Genomic DNA, 14,374 nt, shown 5'->3' on the forward strand with positions numbered 1-14,374 from the left:
TCCTCGTAGGCGGTGTCCGCGCACCCGGTTGTGGCGGGTGCCTGCTGGTGAGCGGGGGCTCCCGCTTCACCTACCGATTGTTCGGTCGTCGGCGGCATTTTGGCCACAGTCGCGATCCGCCTGTGGACAAACGGTTCTCCACAGCCTGAGATGGAGGCAGTACGTCCATGGTAGGGAGGCCCGGGGGGATGGCGAGTGAACAGATGGCCGAGCCGGGCCGCCCCGGCCGCGCGCTCGACTCCACGGATCGCGCCATCCTGCGGCTGCTCCAGGAGGACGGCAGGGCGTCGATACGGTCGGTCGCGGACCGGGTGCACGTCTCGCGGGCCAACGCCTACGCCCGGATCAACCGGCTGATCGACGAGGGGATCATCCGCGGCTTCACCGCGCGGGTCGACCACGAGCGGGCGGGCCAGGGGGCGTCCGCGTACATCACGCTCAAGATCGTGCAGAACTCCTGGCGGACGGTGCGCGAGCAGCTGCTGACGCTGCCGGGCGTCGCCCACATCGCGCTGGTCAGCGGCGACTTCGACGTGCTGCTGCTGGTCCACACGCCGGACAACCGCAGCCTGCGGGAGCTGGTCCTCACCCGCATCCAGGCGGTCCCCGAAGTGCTGAGCAGCCGCACGCTGCTGGTCTTCGAGGAGACGGACCTCGTGGTGGACGAGTAACGCTCGGCGTGGTTCACCGCCGGCGGGCGAGGTGGACGGAATAGTGCCGGAGCGGCTCGCCGCCCGGCGGACGGGGGCGGACCAACAGCACCCGGAGTGGCTCGCTGCCCGGCGCGCGGGGTGGACGGCCGGCGCCCGGAGCGCGGCTCGCCGCCCGGTGTGCGCCGGGCGGCGTCTCCTGCCTGCTACCTGCGGACCCGCTACCTGTTGCCTGCTACTTGCGCAGGCCCTCGAAGGCCATGCGCACGACCGTGTCCGCCACTCGCTCGTCGGTGGCGGCCGTGCTGCCGGCCGGTGGCCGGTACCACTCCACGATGGAGTTGATCATGCCGAACAGCAGCCGGGTGGCGAGCCGGACGTCCACGTCCGCGCGCAGGTCGCCCTCCGCGACGGCCGCCCGCAGCAGTTCCGCCACCCGCTGGTCGAACTCCCGGCGACGCTCCATCGCCCAGCGTTCGGTGCGCGTGTTGCCGCGTACCCGCAGCAGCAGGGTGACGTACGGCAGTTCCGCCATCAGGACGTCCGTGGTGCGGTGGACGACGTGCTCCAGCCGTTCGACGGCGCGGCCCCGCGACGCGGCGGGCTCGTCCAGGATGCCGAACAGGCCGTCCAGCGCGCGGCCGACAGCGCGCTCCAGCAGTTCCTCCTTGCCCCGCACGTGGTGGTAGATCGAGGACTTCGAGATCCCCGCCGCGCGCGACAGGTGCTCCATGGACGTGCCGTCGTAGCCGCGCTCGATGAACACCTCCACGGCAACCGCCAGCAGCGATTCAGGCGTGTAGGTATCCCTCTTCCGGGTGATTTCGGAGGTGCTGTCGTGCTCGGCCATGGTCATGATGAGAGCACACCTTCCGGCGACGCGTACCAGCGGCTGAGCCCGACCGAGGGCGCGTAACGCCCGGTGGGGTGGTGGACGTGCAGCGCGCGCAGGACGTCGCGCACCCAGCCGGGGGTCAGCCGGGTGCCCCATTCGACAGGTCCGAGCGGGTAGTTGACGCCGAGCCGCATGGCGGTGTCCACGTCCTGCGGGGTCGCCACGCCCTTGGCCACCGCGTCCGCGGCGAAGTCGACCAGCATCGCGACGGTACGCGCGACGATCAGACCGGGGCTGTCGCGCACCACGCTGACCTGCTTGCCCAGCGCCTGGAACAGCCCGATCGCCTCGTCCACCGCGGCGGCGCGTGCACCGGGCGCGTGGGCGATCGCGATGCGAATGGCGGCCGCGTAGTCCAGCGCCAGGTCGTACTGCACGGTGTCGCCGCCACCGTCGGCCGCGTACGTGCCGTCGGCGAGGGTGAGGCGGGCGCCGCCCGGCAGGGTGATGACGCCGTGGCCGGCCGCCTCGTCGCGGTCCACCCCGATGCCCGCCTTCTCGATGACCCCGACCAGTTCGCGCACCGGCGGCGGTCCGTCCGTGAAGCCGACGCGGGCCGGGGGCGTGCGGGGCGGCGCGGTGTGCGGTACGGGCCCGTCGGCACCCCCTCCGCCGTGGTGTTCGTCGTAACGGAACCAGCCCGCCCCCGACTTGCGGCCGTGCCGCCCGGACTCCACGAGCCTGCGCTGCGCGAGCGAGGGGGTGAACTTCGGGCTCTGGAAGAACGCCTCCCACACCGAGCGCGTGACGGCTTCGTTCACGTCCTGGCCGATCAGGTCGGTCAGCTCGAACGGGCCCATCCGGAAGCCACCACCCTCCCGCAGCACCGCGTCGATGGTGGCCGGGTCCGCCACCCGGTCCTCCAGCGCGGCGAACGCCTCGGCGTAGAACGGTCGCGCCACCCGGTTGACGACGAAGCCGGGGGTGTCGGTGCAGCGCACCGGGGTCTTGCCCCAGCCGAGGGCGGTCTCGTACCCGAAGTCGGCGACCGCGGGGTCGGTGGCGTGGCCGGAGACCACCTCGACCAGCGGCAGGAGGGGGGCCGGGTTGAAGAAGTGCAGGCCGAGGAATCGTTCCGGCCGCCGCAGGGCACCCGCGATCGCGGTGACCGACAGCGAGGAGGTGTTGGTGGCCAGCACGCAGTCGTCGCCGACGACGTCCTCCAGGTCGGCGAACAGGCGCTGCTTGACCTCCAGCCGCTCGGCGACCGCCTCGATCACGAGCCCGGCGGACGCCAACTGCTCCAGGCCGGTCACCGGCGTGATCGCGGCGCGGGCGGCGTCCCGTCGCTCCGCGGTCATCCGGCCCTTCTCCACCAGCCGGTCCAGCCGCGCGCCGATCGTCCCGGCGGCCCGCACGGCGAAGCCCTCGGCCACGTCGTGGAGCAGCACGGGGTGGCCCGCGGCCAGGGCGACCTGCGCGATCCCCTGGCCCATCGTGCCGGTGCCGACAACGGCGACGGTGACGCGGCTGCCTGCCGTAGCGGCACCCGCCGCACCGGAATCCGTCGCGCTCAAGTCGGTCGTCGCGGCACCCGCCGCGACGGAGGCGGTGTGGCCGACCTCGCCGGAGTACTCGGAATGCCCGGGGTTCCCGGAGTTCCCGGAGAGATGCCCGGAGTTCCCGGAGTGAGAAGAGTTCATCGAGTCCGTTCCCCAAGTTGTCCACAGGCCGCGCGGCCCGCGTTGTCCGGCGGTGCGCGTTGTCCACAGGCCGGATCGCCCCCTTGCCCCGACCGACCATTCGGTCAAGACTATGAGCGCGAGGGCGCCGACGGAACCTCCTGACCGGTTCCGCGTCGCCCCCGCCCCGATATCCGTCCGTACCCACTCACCGAGGAGTGGCCCGCATGACCGCAGACCTCGCCGTCGCCCAGCTGACCGAACGGCACCGCGCGACCCTGGACAAGGCCCTCCAGGCGATCCGCACCCGTGAGTACTGGTCGCCGCACCCCGAGCACCCCAAGGCCTACGGAGACGGACACGGCCTGGACGCCGCCGAGGGCAAGGCGGCGTTCGAGGCACTCCTCGGCAAGCGCTTCGCGTTCGACGGCTCCGGCCACGCCGACCAGCCGGGCACCGACGAGTGGACCGGCGCGGAGATCTCGCCGTACGGGATCGACCTGGGCGTCAGCTACCCGCACGCCGACCTGGACACGCTGCTCGCGGCGATGCGCGCCGCCATGCCGTCCTGGCGGGACGCGGGACCGGAGACCAGGGCCCTGGTGTGCCTGGAGATCCTGGCCCGCATCAACGCCCGCACCCACGAGTTCGCGCACGCGGTGATGCACACCAGCGGCCAGGCCTTCACGATGGCGTTCCAGGCGGGCGGCCCGCACGCCCAGGACCGCGGCCTGGAGGCCGTGGCGTACGCGTACCAGGAGCAGACCCGCACGCCGTCCTCGGCGCACTGGGTCAAGCCGCAGGGCAAGCGCGACCCGCTGAAGCTGCGCACCACGTTCAAGGCGGTGCCGCGCGGTGTCTCGCTGCTCATCGGCTGCAACACCTTCCCGACGTGGAACGGCTTCCCCGGCCTGTTCGCCTCGCTGGCCACCGGCAACCCGGTGCTGGTCAAGCCGCACCCGCGGGCGATCCTGCCGCTGGCGCTGACCGTGCGGATCGCGCGGGAGGTGCTCGGCGAAGCCGGGTTCGACCCCGATCTGGTCTGCCTGGTGGCCGAGCGTCCGGGCGAGGGGATCGCCAAGACCCTGGCGCTGCGCCCGGAGATCCGGATCATCGACTACACCGGCTCGACCTCCTTCGGCGACTGGCTGGAGACCAACGCCCGCCAGGCGCAGGTCTACACGGAGAAGGCCGGGGTCAACACGGTCGTCGTCGACTCCACCGACGACTACCGCGGCATGCTGGGCAACCTCGCCTTCGCCCTGTCGCTCTACAGCGGCCAGATGTGCACCACCCCGCAGAACCTGCTGATCCCCCGCGACGGCATCGACACCGACGCCGGGCACAAGACCTACGACGAGGTGGTCGCCGACCTCGCGGCGGCCGTCGACAAGCTGCTGGGCGACGACGCGCGGGCCAACGCCCTGCTGGGCGCGATCGTCAACCCGCAGGTGCGCGAACGGCTCGACGGCGTCGCCTCGTTGGGCACGGTGGCGCTGGCGTCGCGGTCCGTGGCGCACCCCGAGTTCCCCGACGCGCTGGTGCGCACCCCGGCGATCGTCACGCTGGACGGCGCCAAGCCCGACGACGAGGCCGCCTACCTGTCGGAGTGCTTCGGCCCGGTGTCGTTCGCCGTCGCGGTGGACTCCACGGCGGACGCGCTGGCGCTGCTGCGCAGGACGGTCCGCGAGAAGGGGGCGATGACGGTCGGCGCGTACACCACGTCGGCCGAGGTGGAACGCGCCGTGGAGGAGGTCTGCGAGGAGGAGAGCGCCAACCTGTCGCTGAACCTCACCGGCGGCGTGTACGTGAACCAGACCGCCGCCTTCGCCGACTTCCACGGCACCGGCGGCAACCCGGCGGCCAACGCGACGCTGTGCGACGGGGCGTTCGTGGCCAACCGCTTCCGCACGGTGGAGGTGCGGCGGCCGGAGTGACGCGACGGGCGGACCGGTCCGGCGGGCGCGGCGCGATCACGACGCCGCCGCCGGGCCCCCGCCCCGCGCCGCCGCGCCGCCCCGCCGCAGCCTCCGCCTCCGCCACGTAGGCCCAGGTCAGGCCCGGCGGGGCGCGTCGGGCCCGTAGGCTTGGCGCATGTCCGACGACCTGACCGCCGACGTCGTACGGCACTGGCGCGAGGCCGCCGCCTCGGGCGTGCTGCTCGACGGGTTCCACGCCCTCAAGCACGCGTTGCGCTTCGGGGCGGAGGTACGCCTCGTCCTCGCCACCGACAAGGACGCCGTGCTGGCCCTGGCGGCGGAGCTGGCGCCGGACGTGGCGGAGCGGCTGGACGCGCTGGTGCGGCCCGTTCCGGCTTCGCTGCTGCGGGAGTTGCTGCCGCGCACCCATCCGACCGGCATCGCCGCGATCGCCGACCGGCCGCACCGCGACGCCAACCTGGCCACGCTGGCCCGGCAGCCCCGGCGGGCCCCCGTCGTCGTCCTGGAGAACCCGCGCAACCTCGGCAACGTCGGAGCTGTCGTCCGGCTCGCGGCGGGCATGGGCGTCACCGGCGTGATCACCACCGGGGACGCCGACCCGTGGCACCCCAACGTCGTGCGCGCCGGCGCCGGGCTGCACTACGCCACCGCCGTCGAACGCCTCGACCTCGGCTCGCTGCCGGACGGCCCGTTGTACGTCCTCGACCCGGAGGGCGACGACCTCAGGACGACGGTCCTGCCCGACGACGCGCTGCTCGCCTTCGGCTCCGAACGGCACGGCGTCTCGGACGAACTGCGCGGCGCGGCGACCCGGTTGCTGGCGCTGCCGATGCGAGCGCAGGTCTCCAGCTTCAACCTGGCCACCAGCGTGGCGATGAGCCTGTACCACTGGAGCGCGGGCCCGACACGCGGGCATGGCGCGGGCCCCGGCACGCGGGCATAGCGCGCGCCCCTCAGCACGGCGGACGGTTCCGGCGAAGCCTCAGCCCGGCAGCGTGTCCGCCGTGGCGGGTCGTGGTCGCTCGCCGTCGCGCTGGGCCGGGACGGCGGGACGATCGCCGCGCGAGACCGTCCGCACCAGCCGGTCGCCCGCCCAGCGCAGGAAACCGGTCGGCAGGAAGACCGCGTCGGCCGTGATCATCGCGAGGGAGAAGAACGGCAGCCCCAGCGTGACCGCGATCGCCGCGTGCTCACACATCATGGCCACCAGCAGCACGTTCTTCACCCGGCGGTTGAAGAGCGTGAACGGGAAGGCGACCTGCACGATCACCGTTCCGTAGGTGATCAGCATGACGACGACGCCGTTGGACGACATCAGGTGCGACAAGGCCGGCCAGGGGGTGAAGTCGTTGAGGTGCAGCGGGTAGTACAGCGCGGTGCCGTCCTCCCAGCGCGAACCCTGGATCTTGTACCAGCCGGCGGTCGCGTAGATGAAGCAGACCTCGACGACGATCACCAGCATGGCGCCCGCGTGCACGACGTTGGCGACCATCTCCATCACCGCGCGCGGCTCACCCTGCGCGTACTTGCGCAGCAGCCACCACACCCCCTGCAGCGCGAGGGCGACGTAGAACGCGGACGCCCAGAACATGCTGAGGTCGCCGAGCGCGCAGACCACCAGCAGCCCGATCGCCGCGGCGGTCCAGGCGGCGACGCCGACCACGTCGTTCGTCTCGTACGGGTCGCGTGCGGCGCGCCGCGGATCGCGCTCGCGGCGGCGCCTGGCACGGCGGGCGTCCAGCGACCAGACCTGGCCGCAACGGGTGAAGAGCAGGTAGATCGCCATGATGTGGATGACGTTGTCGCCGCCGTCGCCCTCGAAGACACTGCGGTTCTGCAACGACAGCACGCCGATCATGAACAGCAGCGCGGAGGTACGGGTGCGCCAGCCGAGCATCAGGGCGGCGCTCGCCAGGATCGCGACCGTGTAGACGATCTCGAACCACACCCTGCTGTCGGACCACAGCAGTACGGTGAAGGCGTGGTTGGACGCGATCAGGCTTCGCGCCATGTCCCAGCTCCACGGGCTGCCCGGCCCGTACAGCTCGTCGCGGTGCGGCCACTCGCGCAGCAGGAACAGCAGCCAGGTCAGGGCGAAGCCGATCCGTATCACCGCCGACTGGTACGGAGCCACCGGCCTGCCGGTGACGCGGGCCAGTCCGCGTCCGATCGCGCTGTCCAGCCCGCGCAGTGCCCCCGCGAAGGGAGAGGGCACGGCTGCCTCGTCGCGGGACGCGGCAGCCCCAGGGCGGGACGCGGGAACCCCGGCGCGGGACGCCGCGACCTCGTCACGCGGCGCGGGCACCTCGGCGCCGGGCGCTTCGGCGCGAGGCTCGGAGGGCTGCCCGGAAGTCCGGTCGTCGGTCACGTGAAGTCCTTGGGGCTGACGGTCCACCACGACATCACGCGGTAGGTGGTCTGGGTGTCGATCCGCTCGGCACTCCACTTGGGCGCCGCCACCGGCATGGTGGCCAGGCGCACCTGGATGCGCTGCACGGAGCCGCCGTTGAGGTGCGGGCCGAACCGGTGGGCGATGATCCGCAGCAGGTACTCCTGCGACAGGTCGCCGCGGTCCCCGATCGGGTGGTCCTGCTCGTCGTGGGTGTCGGTGTAGAAGCCCCAGGCGCGGCGCAGTTCGTTCTGCTCGGTGTGGCTGGGGATCGGATTGTGCCGGATCTTGGCGAGGTCCATGGCGGTGAAGTCGACCCAGCCGGTGGTACTCACGGTGCCGTCCGCCTGCCGCACCTCGGCACGGGCCTGGACGTCGGTGTTGACCTGCACCGGGTTGGGCGCGAACAGCTGCCAGTTCTGCTCGAACTCGGGGTCGACGTAGCCGTTGATCGCCGAGGCGTGCGCCTTGGAGATCGTGTTGGACGGCGCGACGCTCAGGAAGACCATGCCGAGATGGACCGCGGCGCCGACCACGACGGCGGCGACGGTGAGCGCGACGACGACCCGCGAGGGCAGCGAGAGACGGGCGATGGGGCCGAGCTCGGAGGGGTGCCCGGTGTCGTCGGCGTCGGGGCGGCCCGCCTCGGGAACGCCGGAGGCGGCCTCGCCGGGGGTGGTCTCGCCGGAGGCGGTCTCGCCGGGGGTGGTCTGGGCCGAGGCGGCCTCGCCGGAGGCGGCCTGGGCAGAGGCAACCTCACCGGGGGCGGTCCGGGCCGGGGCAGCCTCGCCGGAGGCGGTCCCGGCGGAGACCCGGCTGTCGTCCGCGGTCTCCCCTGGTCCTCCCTGCGCGGCCGTCCCCTCTTTCGGACCTCCCGGCGTGGCCGCCCGCTCTCCCGGCTCGTACGCGCGATGTCCCGGCGCGTGCGCGCGATCTCCCGGCGCGTGCGCGCGATCTCCCGGCTCGCCCGCCCGCGCGGGCGCGTCGGGACCGCCCGCGTCGGCGCTGCGGTCCCGGGCCGCACCGGCTCCGGACCCGTTCCGCGCCGCCCCCTCCTCGGGTGGCTCCATCTCGTGCCCCGTTCCCTTCCCTGACGGCCCGAGGGCCGAGATCCCTGCGGCCCGAGGGCCGTCTCACCTGCGGCCGATGGGCCTTCCGGCCGGGCCGCCGCGCCACCGCTGGTCTTGACCACCGGAACGCTACTCATGAGGCCGCCGCTAGGACAGCCGTACGAGGTTATCCACAGGCCCGCGGCCCGGCCTTGACACCCTCCGCCACCCGGCACACCATTGAACCGAACGGTCGGTCGGTAGCTCATGAGGTCCACAGGGCCCAAACAGGAGTGAGGGAGGCTTCGGCATGGCCACGGCACAGACGGCGGACGCCGTCGACCAGCAGGCGGAGTTCGACGCGTTGGTGGCCGCCGAAGGGCGGATCGAGCCGCGCGACTGGATGCCCGATGCCTACCGGGCCACCCTGGTCCGCCAGATCGCGCAGCACGCGCACTCGGAGATCATCGGCATGCAGCCGGAGGCCAACTGGATAACCCGCGCCCCCAGCCTGCGCCGCAAGGCGATCCTGTTGGCCAAGGTGCAGGACGAGGCCGGACACGGCCTGTACCTGTACGGCGCCGCCGAGACCCTGGGCGTCAACCGCGACGACCTGCTCGACAAGCTGCACGCGGGCCGCCAGCGCTACAGCTCGATCTTCAACTACCCCACCCTGACCTGGGCGGACGTCGGCGCGATCGGCTGGCTGGTGGACGGCGCGGCGATCACCAACCAGGTGCCGCTGTGCCGCTGCTCCTACGGGCCGTACGCGCGCGCCATGGTGCGGGTGTGCAAGGAGGAGTCCTTCCACCAGCGCCAGGGCTACGAGCTGCTGCTCGCGCTGTCCCGCGGCACCGAGGCGCAGCACGCGATGGCGCAGGACGCGGTCGACCGCTGGTGGTGGCCGTCGCTGATGATGTTCGGTCCGCCGGACGACGAGTCGGCGCACTCCGCGCAGTCGATGGCCTGGCGCATCAAGCGGCACTCCAACGACGAACTGCGTCAGCGGTTCGTGGACATATGCGTCCCGCAGGCGGAGTCGCTGGGGCTCACCCTGCCCGACCCGGACATCGCCTGGAACGAGGAGCGCGGCTGCTACGACTTCGGGCCGATCGACTGGTCGGAGTTCCAGCGGGTGCTGCGCGGTGACGGCCCCTGCAACGAGCAGCGCCTCGAGCAGCGCCGCGCCGCGCACGAGAACGGCGCGTGGGTCCGCGAGGCGGCGGCCGCCTACGCCGCCAAGCACTCCGGCGCGGGCACGACGAACAGCACCGAGAGCACCGACAGCACCAAGACCGGCGAGAACAGCGAGAGCACTGAGGGGGCGATGGCGGGATGAGCGGCGACTGGCCGTTGTGGGAGGTCTTCGTGCGCAGCAGGCGCGGGCTGAGCCACAGCCACGCGGGAAGCCTGCACGCGCCCGACGCGCAGATGGCCCTGCGCAACGCGCGCGACCTGTTCACCCGGCGCGGGGAGGGCGTGTCGATATGGGTGGTCCCGGCCGCCGCGATCACCGCCTCGTCGCCGGACGAGAAGGACCCGTTCTTCGAACCGGCGGCCGACAAGGTCTACCGGCACCCGACGTTCTACGAGATCCCGGAGGGGGTGCAGCACCTGTGAGCGGCGAGCCGACCGAGCCCGGCGCCCTCGCCACCACCACGGGCGCCGGCGTCACCCCCGGCACGACCGCCTGGGCCGCGGTGGCGCTGGCGGACGACGCGCTGGTGCTCTCGCACCGGCTCGGCGAGTGGGTGGGGCACGCCCCGGCGCTGGAGGAGGAGGTGGCCCTGGCCAACATCGCGCTCGACCTGCTGGGCCAGGCCCGCTTCCTGTACTCGCTGGCGGGCGACGAGGACGAGCTGGCGTACCTGAGGGAGGAACGGGCCTTCCGCAACGCGCAGTTGGTGGAGCGGCCCAACGGCGACTTCGCGTCCACCATCGTCCGGCAGCTGTTCTTCTCCACCTACCAGGAGCTGCTGTACCAGGAGCTGGCCGCGGCCGAACCGGCGGGCGAGCTGGGCGCGTTGGCCGCGAAGGCGGTCAAGGAGGTCGCGTACCACCGCGACCACGCCACCCAGTGGACGCTGCGGCTCGGCGACGGCACGCCGGAGAGCCACCGCCGCACGCAGGAAGCACTGGACGGCCTGTGGCGCTACACCGGTGAACTCTTCGATCCGCTCGAAGGGTTGGCGATACGCACCGACACGCTGCGGCAGCCGTGGCTGGCGTCGGTCACCGAAGTCGTCACGCGCGCCACCTTGACCATGCCGGAAGGCACCGAACGGATCAGCTGGGCGGCGGGCGGCGGGCGGCAGGGCGTCCACACCGAGCCGTTCGGCCGGATGCTCGCCGAGATGCAGCACCTGCACCGGGCGCACCCGGGGGCGTCATGGTGACGATGACGGCGCTGGAGGAGGAGTTGCTGCGCATAGCGGGCGACGTCCCCGATCCCGAGCTGCCCATGCTCACCCTCGACGAGCTGGGCGTGCTGCGGGGCCTGCGGGTCGTCGCGCCGGGCGCGGTGGAGGTCGAGCTGACCCCGACGTACACCGGCTGCCCGGCGGTCGGGACGATGGCCGCCGACATCACCGACCGGCTCCGCGAACGTGGCATGGCCGAGGTGTCGGTGCGCACGGTGCTGTCCCCGCCGTGGACCACGGACGCCATCAGCGCTGAAGGCCGCCGCAAGCTGGCGGAGTCCGGCATAGCCCCGCCGCGCCCGAAGGAGGCCTCGGGCCCGGTGCCGGTCGAGCTGTCGGTGCGCTGCCCGCACTGCGGTTCGCTGGAGACCACGTTGCTCAACCGGTTCTCCTCCACCGCCTGCAAGTCGCTGCGGCGGTGCGAGAGCTGCCGTGAACCGTTCGACCACTTCAAGGAGTTGTGAGGGATGGCGATGACGGCGACGGCCCGCCACAGCGCGTTCCACGCGCTCCGGGTGGCCGAGGTCGACCGGCTCACCGACGACGCGGTGGCGCTCACCTTCGAGGTGCCGCCCGCGCTGCGCGAGGCGTACCGCTTCACGCCCGGGCAGCACATCGCGGTGCGGCGGTTCGTGGACGGCGCGGAGGTTCGCCGCACGTACTCGGTCTGCGATCCGGCGCCCGCTGACGACGCCGCCGACGCCGAAGACGCCGAAGACGCCGACGGCGGTGCGGTTGCGGGGCCCGGGCGGCTGCGGGTCGGGGTGCGGCTGGTGGAGGGCGGGGCGTTCTCCACGTACGCGCTCAAGGAGTTGCGGGCGGGTGACGAGCTGGAGGTGATGACTCCGGCCGGGCGGTTCGGCGCGGGCGCGTGGACGGCGGTGCCGGGGACCGGACGCGGCGGGCACTTCGCCGCGGTCGTCGGGGGCAGCGGCATCACCCCGGTCCTGTCGATCATGACGACGTTGCTGGCGCGGCGGCCCGAGGCGCGTTTCTGCCTGATTCGCAGCGACCGCACGGCGGCCTCCACGATGTTCCTGGAGGAGGTGGCGGACCTCAAGGACCGCTACCCGGGACGCTTCCAGCTGGTGCACGTGCTCTCCCGGGAGGAGCAGCAGGCGGGGCTGCCGTCCGGGCGGCTGGACGGGGAGCGGCTGGAGAAGCTGCTGCCCGCGCTGTTGCCGGTGGAGGCGGTGGACGCCTGGTTCCTGTGCGGGCCCTACGGACTCGTGGAGGACGCGGACCGCACGTTGCGCGGGCTCGGGGTGGCCGGTGACCGGGTCCACCAGGAGATCTTCCACGTGGACACCGGTGCCGTGGCCGACGCCACGGCCCGTCCCGCCGTCCCGGTGGGCGCCACCGTCCACGCGACGCTCGACGGCCGCAGCGGCGACTGGCCGTCACGGGACGGGGAGTCGGTGCTGGAGACGGTCCTGCGCAACCGCGCCGACGCGCCCTACGCCTGCAAGGGCGGGGTGTGCGGCACCTGCCGGGCCAAGCTGGTCTTCGGCGAGGTGCGGATGGACCGCAACTTCGCGCTGGAACCGTCGGAGGTGGACGCCGGGTACGTGCTGGCCTGCCAGTCGCATCCGGTCACGGAGAAGGTCGAGGTCGACTTCGACGCCTGACCCCGGCGGGCGCCTTGGCCGCCGGGCTTGCCGTGCCCGCGGGGTTCAGAGAACGCCGGCCGGGGCGCCCGACTCGCTGATCAGCGGGCGCCCGGCCTCGTGCCAGGCGAGCATGCCGCCGTCGACGTTGACCGCGTCCACGCCCTGCGCGATCAGGTACTGGGCGACCTGCGCGGAGCGTCCGCCGACCCGGCACACCACGTGGATCGTGCGGTCGGCGGGCAGTTCCGCGGTGCGCGCGACCAGTTCGCTCATCGGGATGTGGACCGCCTCGGGGGCGTGACCAACCGACCACTCGTCGTTCTCCCGCACGTCGAGCAGGTACCCGTCGGACGGGACGGCGGCGGCGTCCACGGCGGGCAGCGGGGCGAAGTTCATCGGTGGGCCTTCCGTCGGTTCCGGTCGCCCCATCCTCTCATCCGCGCCCGCGCCGACCCCAGCTCGCCGCCCGCTCAGCCCTCCGCGCGGTCCACCTTGCCGACGAGGTCCGCGAGGCGCCGTTCGCGTTCGGAGACCTGGGACAGCAGTTGCTCGGCGATCTCGTTCAGCAGGCCGTCCGGGTCCTGCGGGGCGAGCTTCATCATCTGGCCGATCGCGCTGGCCTCCAGTTCCGCGGCGACCGCGGCCAGGGACTCCTTGCGCTGGGCCAGCCACTCCAGCCGGGCGTACAGCTCCTCGGCCTTGGTCAGCTGCGGGCGCTCGGGCGCGGGCCCGGCCTCCCACTCCTCGGCGAGCGAGCGCAGCGCGGCCTCGTCTCCTTGCGCGTACGCCTCGTTGACGCGGGCGATGAACTCGCCGCGCAGCCGCTGGTCCTCCTCGCCGCGGGCCAGGTCGGGGTGGGCCTTGCGGACCAGTTCGCGGTAGAGGCGGCGGGCCTCCTCGGCGGGCCGCACCCGGCGCGGCGCCTGCGGGTCGTCCACCTGCCGCACGCCGTCCGAGCCCAGCAGTCCCTCGAACAGTTCCTCCACGCCCGGCATCGGCATCACCAGGGCGCGCGCCTCCCAGGCGCGCCGGATGTCGTCGCGTTCGCCGCTGTGCGCCGCGACCGCCTCGGCGATCAGGGCGTCGAGCTCGTCGAGCCGCGCGTACATCGGGCCGAGCCGCTGGTGGTGCAGCCGGGAGAAGTTCTCCACCTCGACCCGGAAGCTCTCCACCGCGATCTCGAACTCGATCAGGGCCCGCTCGGCGGCGAGCACCGCCTGCTCCAAGCGGTCCTCGGTGCCGCCCTGCTTCGAACGGTCCTCGGTGCCGCCCTGCTCCGAGCGGTCGTCGGTGCCGCTCGGCGGCTGGTCGGACGGCGGGCCCGCGGTCTCGCCGTCGTGCCGCCGGGTCTCCTGTGCGCCTTCCGGGTTCGTCACGCGACCAGCCTACGAGCCGGCGCAAACCGAGCCGCCCGGCCGCCGGCACCCGGCTCCCGTCAGCCCCCGTCCGCCCTCTCGGCTCGCGTCCGCCCCCTCGGCTCGCGTCGCCCCCCGGCCCCTGCACCCGGCCCCCGCCCGCTCCGGCGCCCGGCCGGCGCCCGCGCCGCGGCCCCGCCCCCTGCCCCTCGGCCTGCCTCTCGGCGCGGCGGGCCCGTCCCGTTCCGGCGCGGTTCAACCCCCGTCCACAGGTGGGCAATCTCGGTGTTTCGCCGCACTCCCATGACGTTTCGTGCTTGCCTGGAGCCAGAATGTATTCACGGCTGCCCTGAGGCGACCGTCGGCCGAGAACCGTAGGTGCACGACGTTGGACAAGACGTTGGACGACTCACACGGGACCAGCAGACCTCCGGTCACCACGGA

At 73.0% G+C, this 14,374-nt stretch carries 14 protein-coding genes; 8 read left to right on the forward strand and 6 right to left on the reverse strand.

Annotation, left to right across the window (positions count from 1 at the left end):
* Nucleotides 1-188 precede the first annotated feature (188 nt).
* Nucleotides 189-671 (forward strand): Lrp/AsnC family transcriptional regulator, encoded by a 483-nt coding sequence (locus tag K7472_RS25045; protein WP_222980818.1) that lies wholly within the window; start codon nt 189-191, stop codon nt 669-671.
* A gap of 214 nt (nt 672-885) precedes the next feature.
* Here the strand turns inward: K7472_RS25045 and K7472_RS25050 are convergent, their stop codons facing one another.
* Both K7472_RS25050 and K7472_RS25055 read right to left on the reverse strand, forming a co-directional pair.
* Nucleotides 886-1,506 carry a TetR/AcrR family transcriptional regulator gene (locus K7472_RS25050; RefSeq protein WP_222980819.1) on the reverse strand — a complete coding sequence of 207 codons (621 nt, stop codon included), beginning with the start codon at nt 1,504-1,506 and terminating at the stop codon, nt 886-888.
* Nucleotides 1,503-2,981, reverse strand: coding sequence for a 3-hydroxyacyl-CoA dehydrogenase (locus K7472_RS25055; RefSeq protein WP_252396211.1), 1,479 nt, complete (start codon nt 2,979-2,981; stop codon nt 1,503-1,505). The genes K7472_RS25050 and K7472_RS25055 overlap by 4 nt, the downstream gene beginning before the upstream one ends.
* 413 nt (nt 2,982-3,394) lie before the next feature.
* Here K7472_RS25055 and paaN point away from each other — a divergent pair, with 413 nt between their 5' ends.
* Both paaN and K7472_RS25065 read left to right on the forward strand, forming a co-directional pair.
* Nucleotides 3,395-5,104, forward strand: a complete 1,710-nt coding sequence (paaN, locus tag K7472_RS25060) for a phenylacetic acid degradation protein PaaN (protein WP_222980821.1) — start codon at nt 3,395-3,397, stop codon at nt 5,102-5,104.
* A gap of 157 nt (nt 5,105-5,261) precedes the next feature.
* Entirely contained in the window at nt 5,262-6,050 is a 789-nt protein-coding gene (locus K7472_RS25065; protein WP_222980822.1) for a TrmH family RNA methyltransferase, read from the forward strand.
* 39 nt (nt 6,051-6,089) lie between these two features.
* On the opposite strand, the gene K7472_RS25070 is transcribed toward K7472_RS25065, so the two are convergent.
* Complete coding sequence (locus tag K7472_RS25070; RefSeq protein WP_222980823.1) at nt 6,090-7,475, reverse strand: HTTM domain-containing protein; 1,386 nt, start codon at nt 7,473-7,475, stop codon at nt 6,090-6,092.
* Nucleotides 7,472-8,566: a DUF5819 family protein gene (locus K7472_RS25075; RefSeq protein WP_222980824.1), complete on the reverse strand. Its 1,095-nt coding sequence runs from the start codon at nt 8,564-8,566 to the stop codon at nt 7,472-7,474. Before K7472_RS25075 ends, K7472_RS25070 begins: the two co-directional genes overlap by 4 nt.
* 289 nt (nt 8,567-8,855) lie before the next feature.
* On the opposite strand from K7472_RS25075, the gene paaA reads away from it, so the two are divergent.
* From paaA to K7472_RS25100, 5 genes are all read left to right on the forward strand, one after another.
* A complete protein-coding gene (gene paaA, locus K7472_RS25080; RefSeq protein ID WP_222980825.1) occupies nt 8,856-9,884 on the forward strand; it encodes a 1,2-phenylacetyl-CoA epoxidase subunit PaaA in 1,029 nt (342 codons plus the stop codon).
* The gene (paaB, locus tag K7472_RS25085) at nt 9,881-10,165 is read left to right on the forward strand and encodes a 1,2-phenylacetyl-CoA epoxidase subunit PaaB (protein WP_109454718.1); all 285 of its coding nucleotides are present in this window, start codon (nt 9,881-9,883) and stop codon (nt 10,163-10,165) included. Before paaA ends, paaB begins: the two co-directional genes overlap by 4 nt.
* Nucleotides 10,166-10,245: 80 nt before the next feature.
* Complete coding sequence (gene paaC, locus K7472_RS25090; RefSeq protein WP_308014083.1) at nt 10,246-10,941, forward strand: 1,2-phenylacetyl-CoA epoxidase subunit PaaC; 696 nt, start codon at nt 10,246-10,248, stop codon at nt 10,939-10,941.
* Nucleotides 10,935-11,429, forward strand: coding sequence for a 1,2-phenylacetyl-CoA epoxidase subunit PaaD (gene paaD / locus K7472_RS25095; RefSeq protein WP_222980827.1), 495 nt, complete (start codon nt 10,935-10,937; stop codon nt 11,427-11,429). The genes paaC and paaD overlap by 7 nt, the downstream gene beginning before the upstream one ends.
* A 3-nt stretch (nt 11,430-11,432) precedes the next feature.
* Nucleotides 11,433-12,593, forward strand: a complete 1,161-nt coding sequence (locus tag K7472_RS25100) for a 2Fe-2S iron-sulfur cluster-binding protein (RefSeq protein WP_372458052.1) — start codon at nt 11,433-11,435, stop codon at nt 12,591-12,593.
* A gap of 45 nt (nt 12,594-12,638) precedes the next feature.
* Here the strand turns inward: K7472_RS25100 and K7472_RS25105 are convergent, their stop codons facing one another.
* Together K7472_RS25105 and K7472_RS25110 are read right to left on the reverse strand one after the other, a co-directional pair.
* Nucleotides 12,639-12,971, reverse strand: coding sequence for a rhodanese-like domain-containing protein (locus K7472_RS25105; protein WP_222980828.1), 333 nt, complete (start codon nt 12,969-12,971; stop codon nt 12,639-12,641).
* 74 nt (nt 12,972-13,045) lie between these two features.
* Nucleotides 13,046-13,951, reverse strand: coding sequence for a J domain-containing protein (locus tag K7472_RS25110; protein WP_222980829.1), 906 nt, complete (start codon nt 13,949-13,951; stop codon nt 13,046-13,048).
* Nucleotides 13,952-14,374: the final 423 nt, after the last annotated feature.

Source organism: Streptantibioticus parmotrematis (assembly GCF_019890615.1).
In the GTDB taxonomy this organism is placed as follows: Bacteria; Actinomycetota; Actinomycetes; order Streptomycetales; family Streptomycetaceae; genus Streptantibioticus_D; species Streptantibioticus_D parmotrematis.

Bases quoted from the DNA above. Each gene is read 5' to 3' on its own strand.
- K7472_RS25045 (WP_222980818.1), top strand. From the start codon at position 189: ATGGCGAGTGAACAGATGGCCGAGCCGGGCCGCCCCGGCCGCGCGCTC.
- K7472_RS25050 (WP_222980819.1), bottom strand. From the start codon at position 1,506: ATGACCATGGCCGAGCACGACAGCACCTCCGAAATCACCCGGAAGAGG.
- K7472_RS25055 (WP_252396211.1), bottom strand. From the start codon at position 2,981: ATGGGCCAGGGGATCGCGCAGGTCGCCCTGGCCGCGGGCCACCCCGTG.
- paaN (WP_222980821.1), top strand. From the start codon at position 3,395: ATGACCGCAGACCTCGCCGTCGCCCAGCTGACCGAACGGCACCGCGCG.
- K7472_RS25065 (WP_222980822.1), top strand. From the start codon at position 5,262: ATGTCCGACGACCTGACCGCCGACGTCGTACGGCACTGGCGCGAGGCC.
- K7472_RS25075 (WP_222980824.1), bottom strand. From the start codon at position 8,566: ATGGAGCCACCCGAGGAGGGGGCGGCGCGGAACGGGTCCGGAGCCGGT.
- paaA (WP_222980825.1), top strand. From the start codon at position 8,856: ATGGCCACGGCACAGACGGCGGACGCCGTCGACCAGCAGGCGGAGTTC.
- paaB (WP_109454718.1), top strand. From the start codon at position 9,881: ATGAGCGGCGACTGGCCGTTGTGGGAGGTCTTCGTGCGCAGCAGGCGC.
- paaD (WP_222980827.1), top strand. From the start codon at position 10,935: ATGGTGACGATGACGGCGCTGGAGGAGGAGTTGCTGCGCATAGCGGGC.
- K7472_RS25100 (WP_372458052.1), top strand. From the start codon at position 11,433: ATGGCGATGACGGCGACGGCCCGCCACAGCGCGTTCCACGCGCTCCGG.
- K7472_RS25105 (WP_222980828.1), bottom strand. From the start codon at position 12,971: ATGAACTTCGCCCCGCTGCCCGCCGTGGACGCCGCCGCCGTCCCGTCC.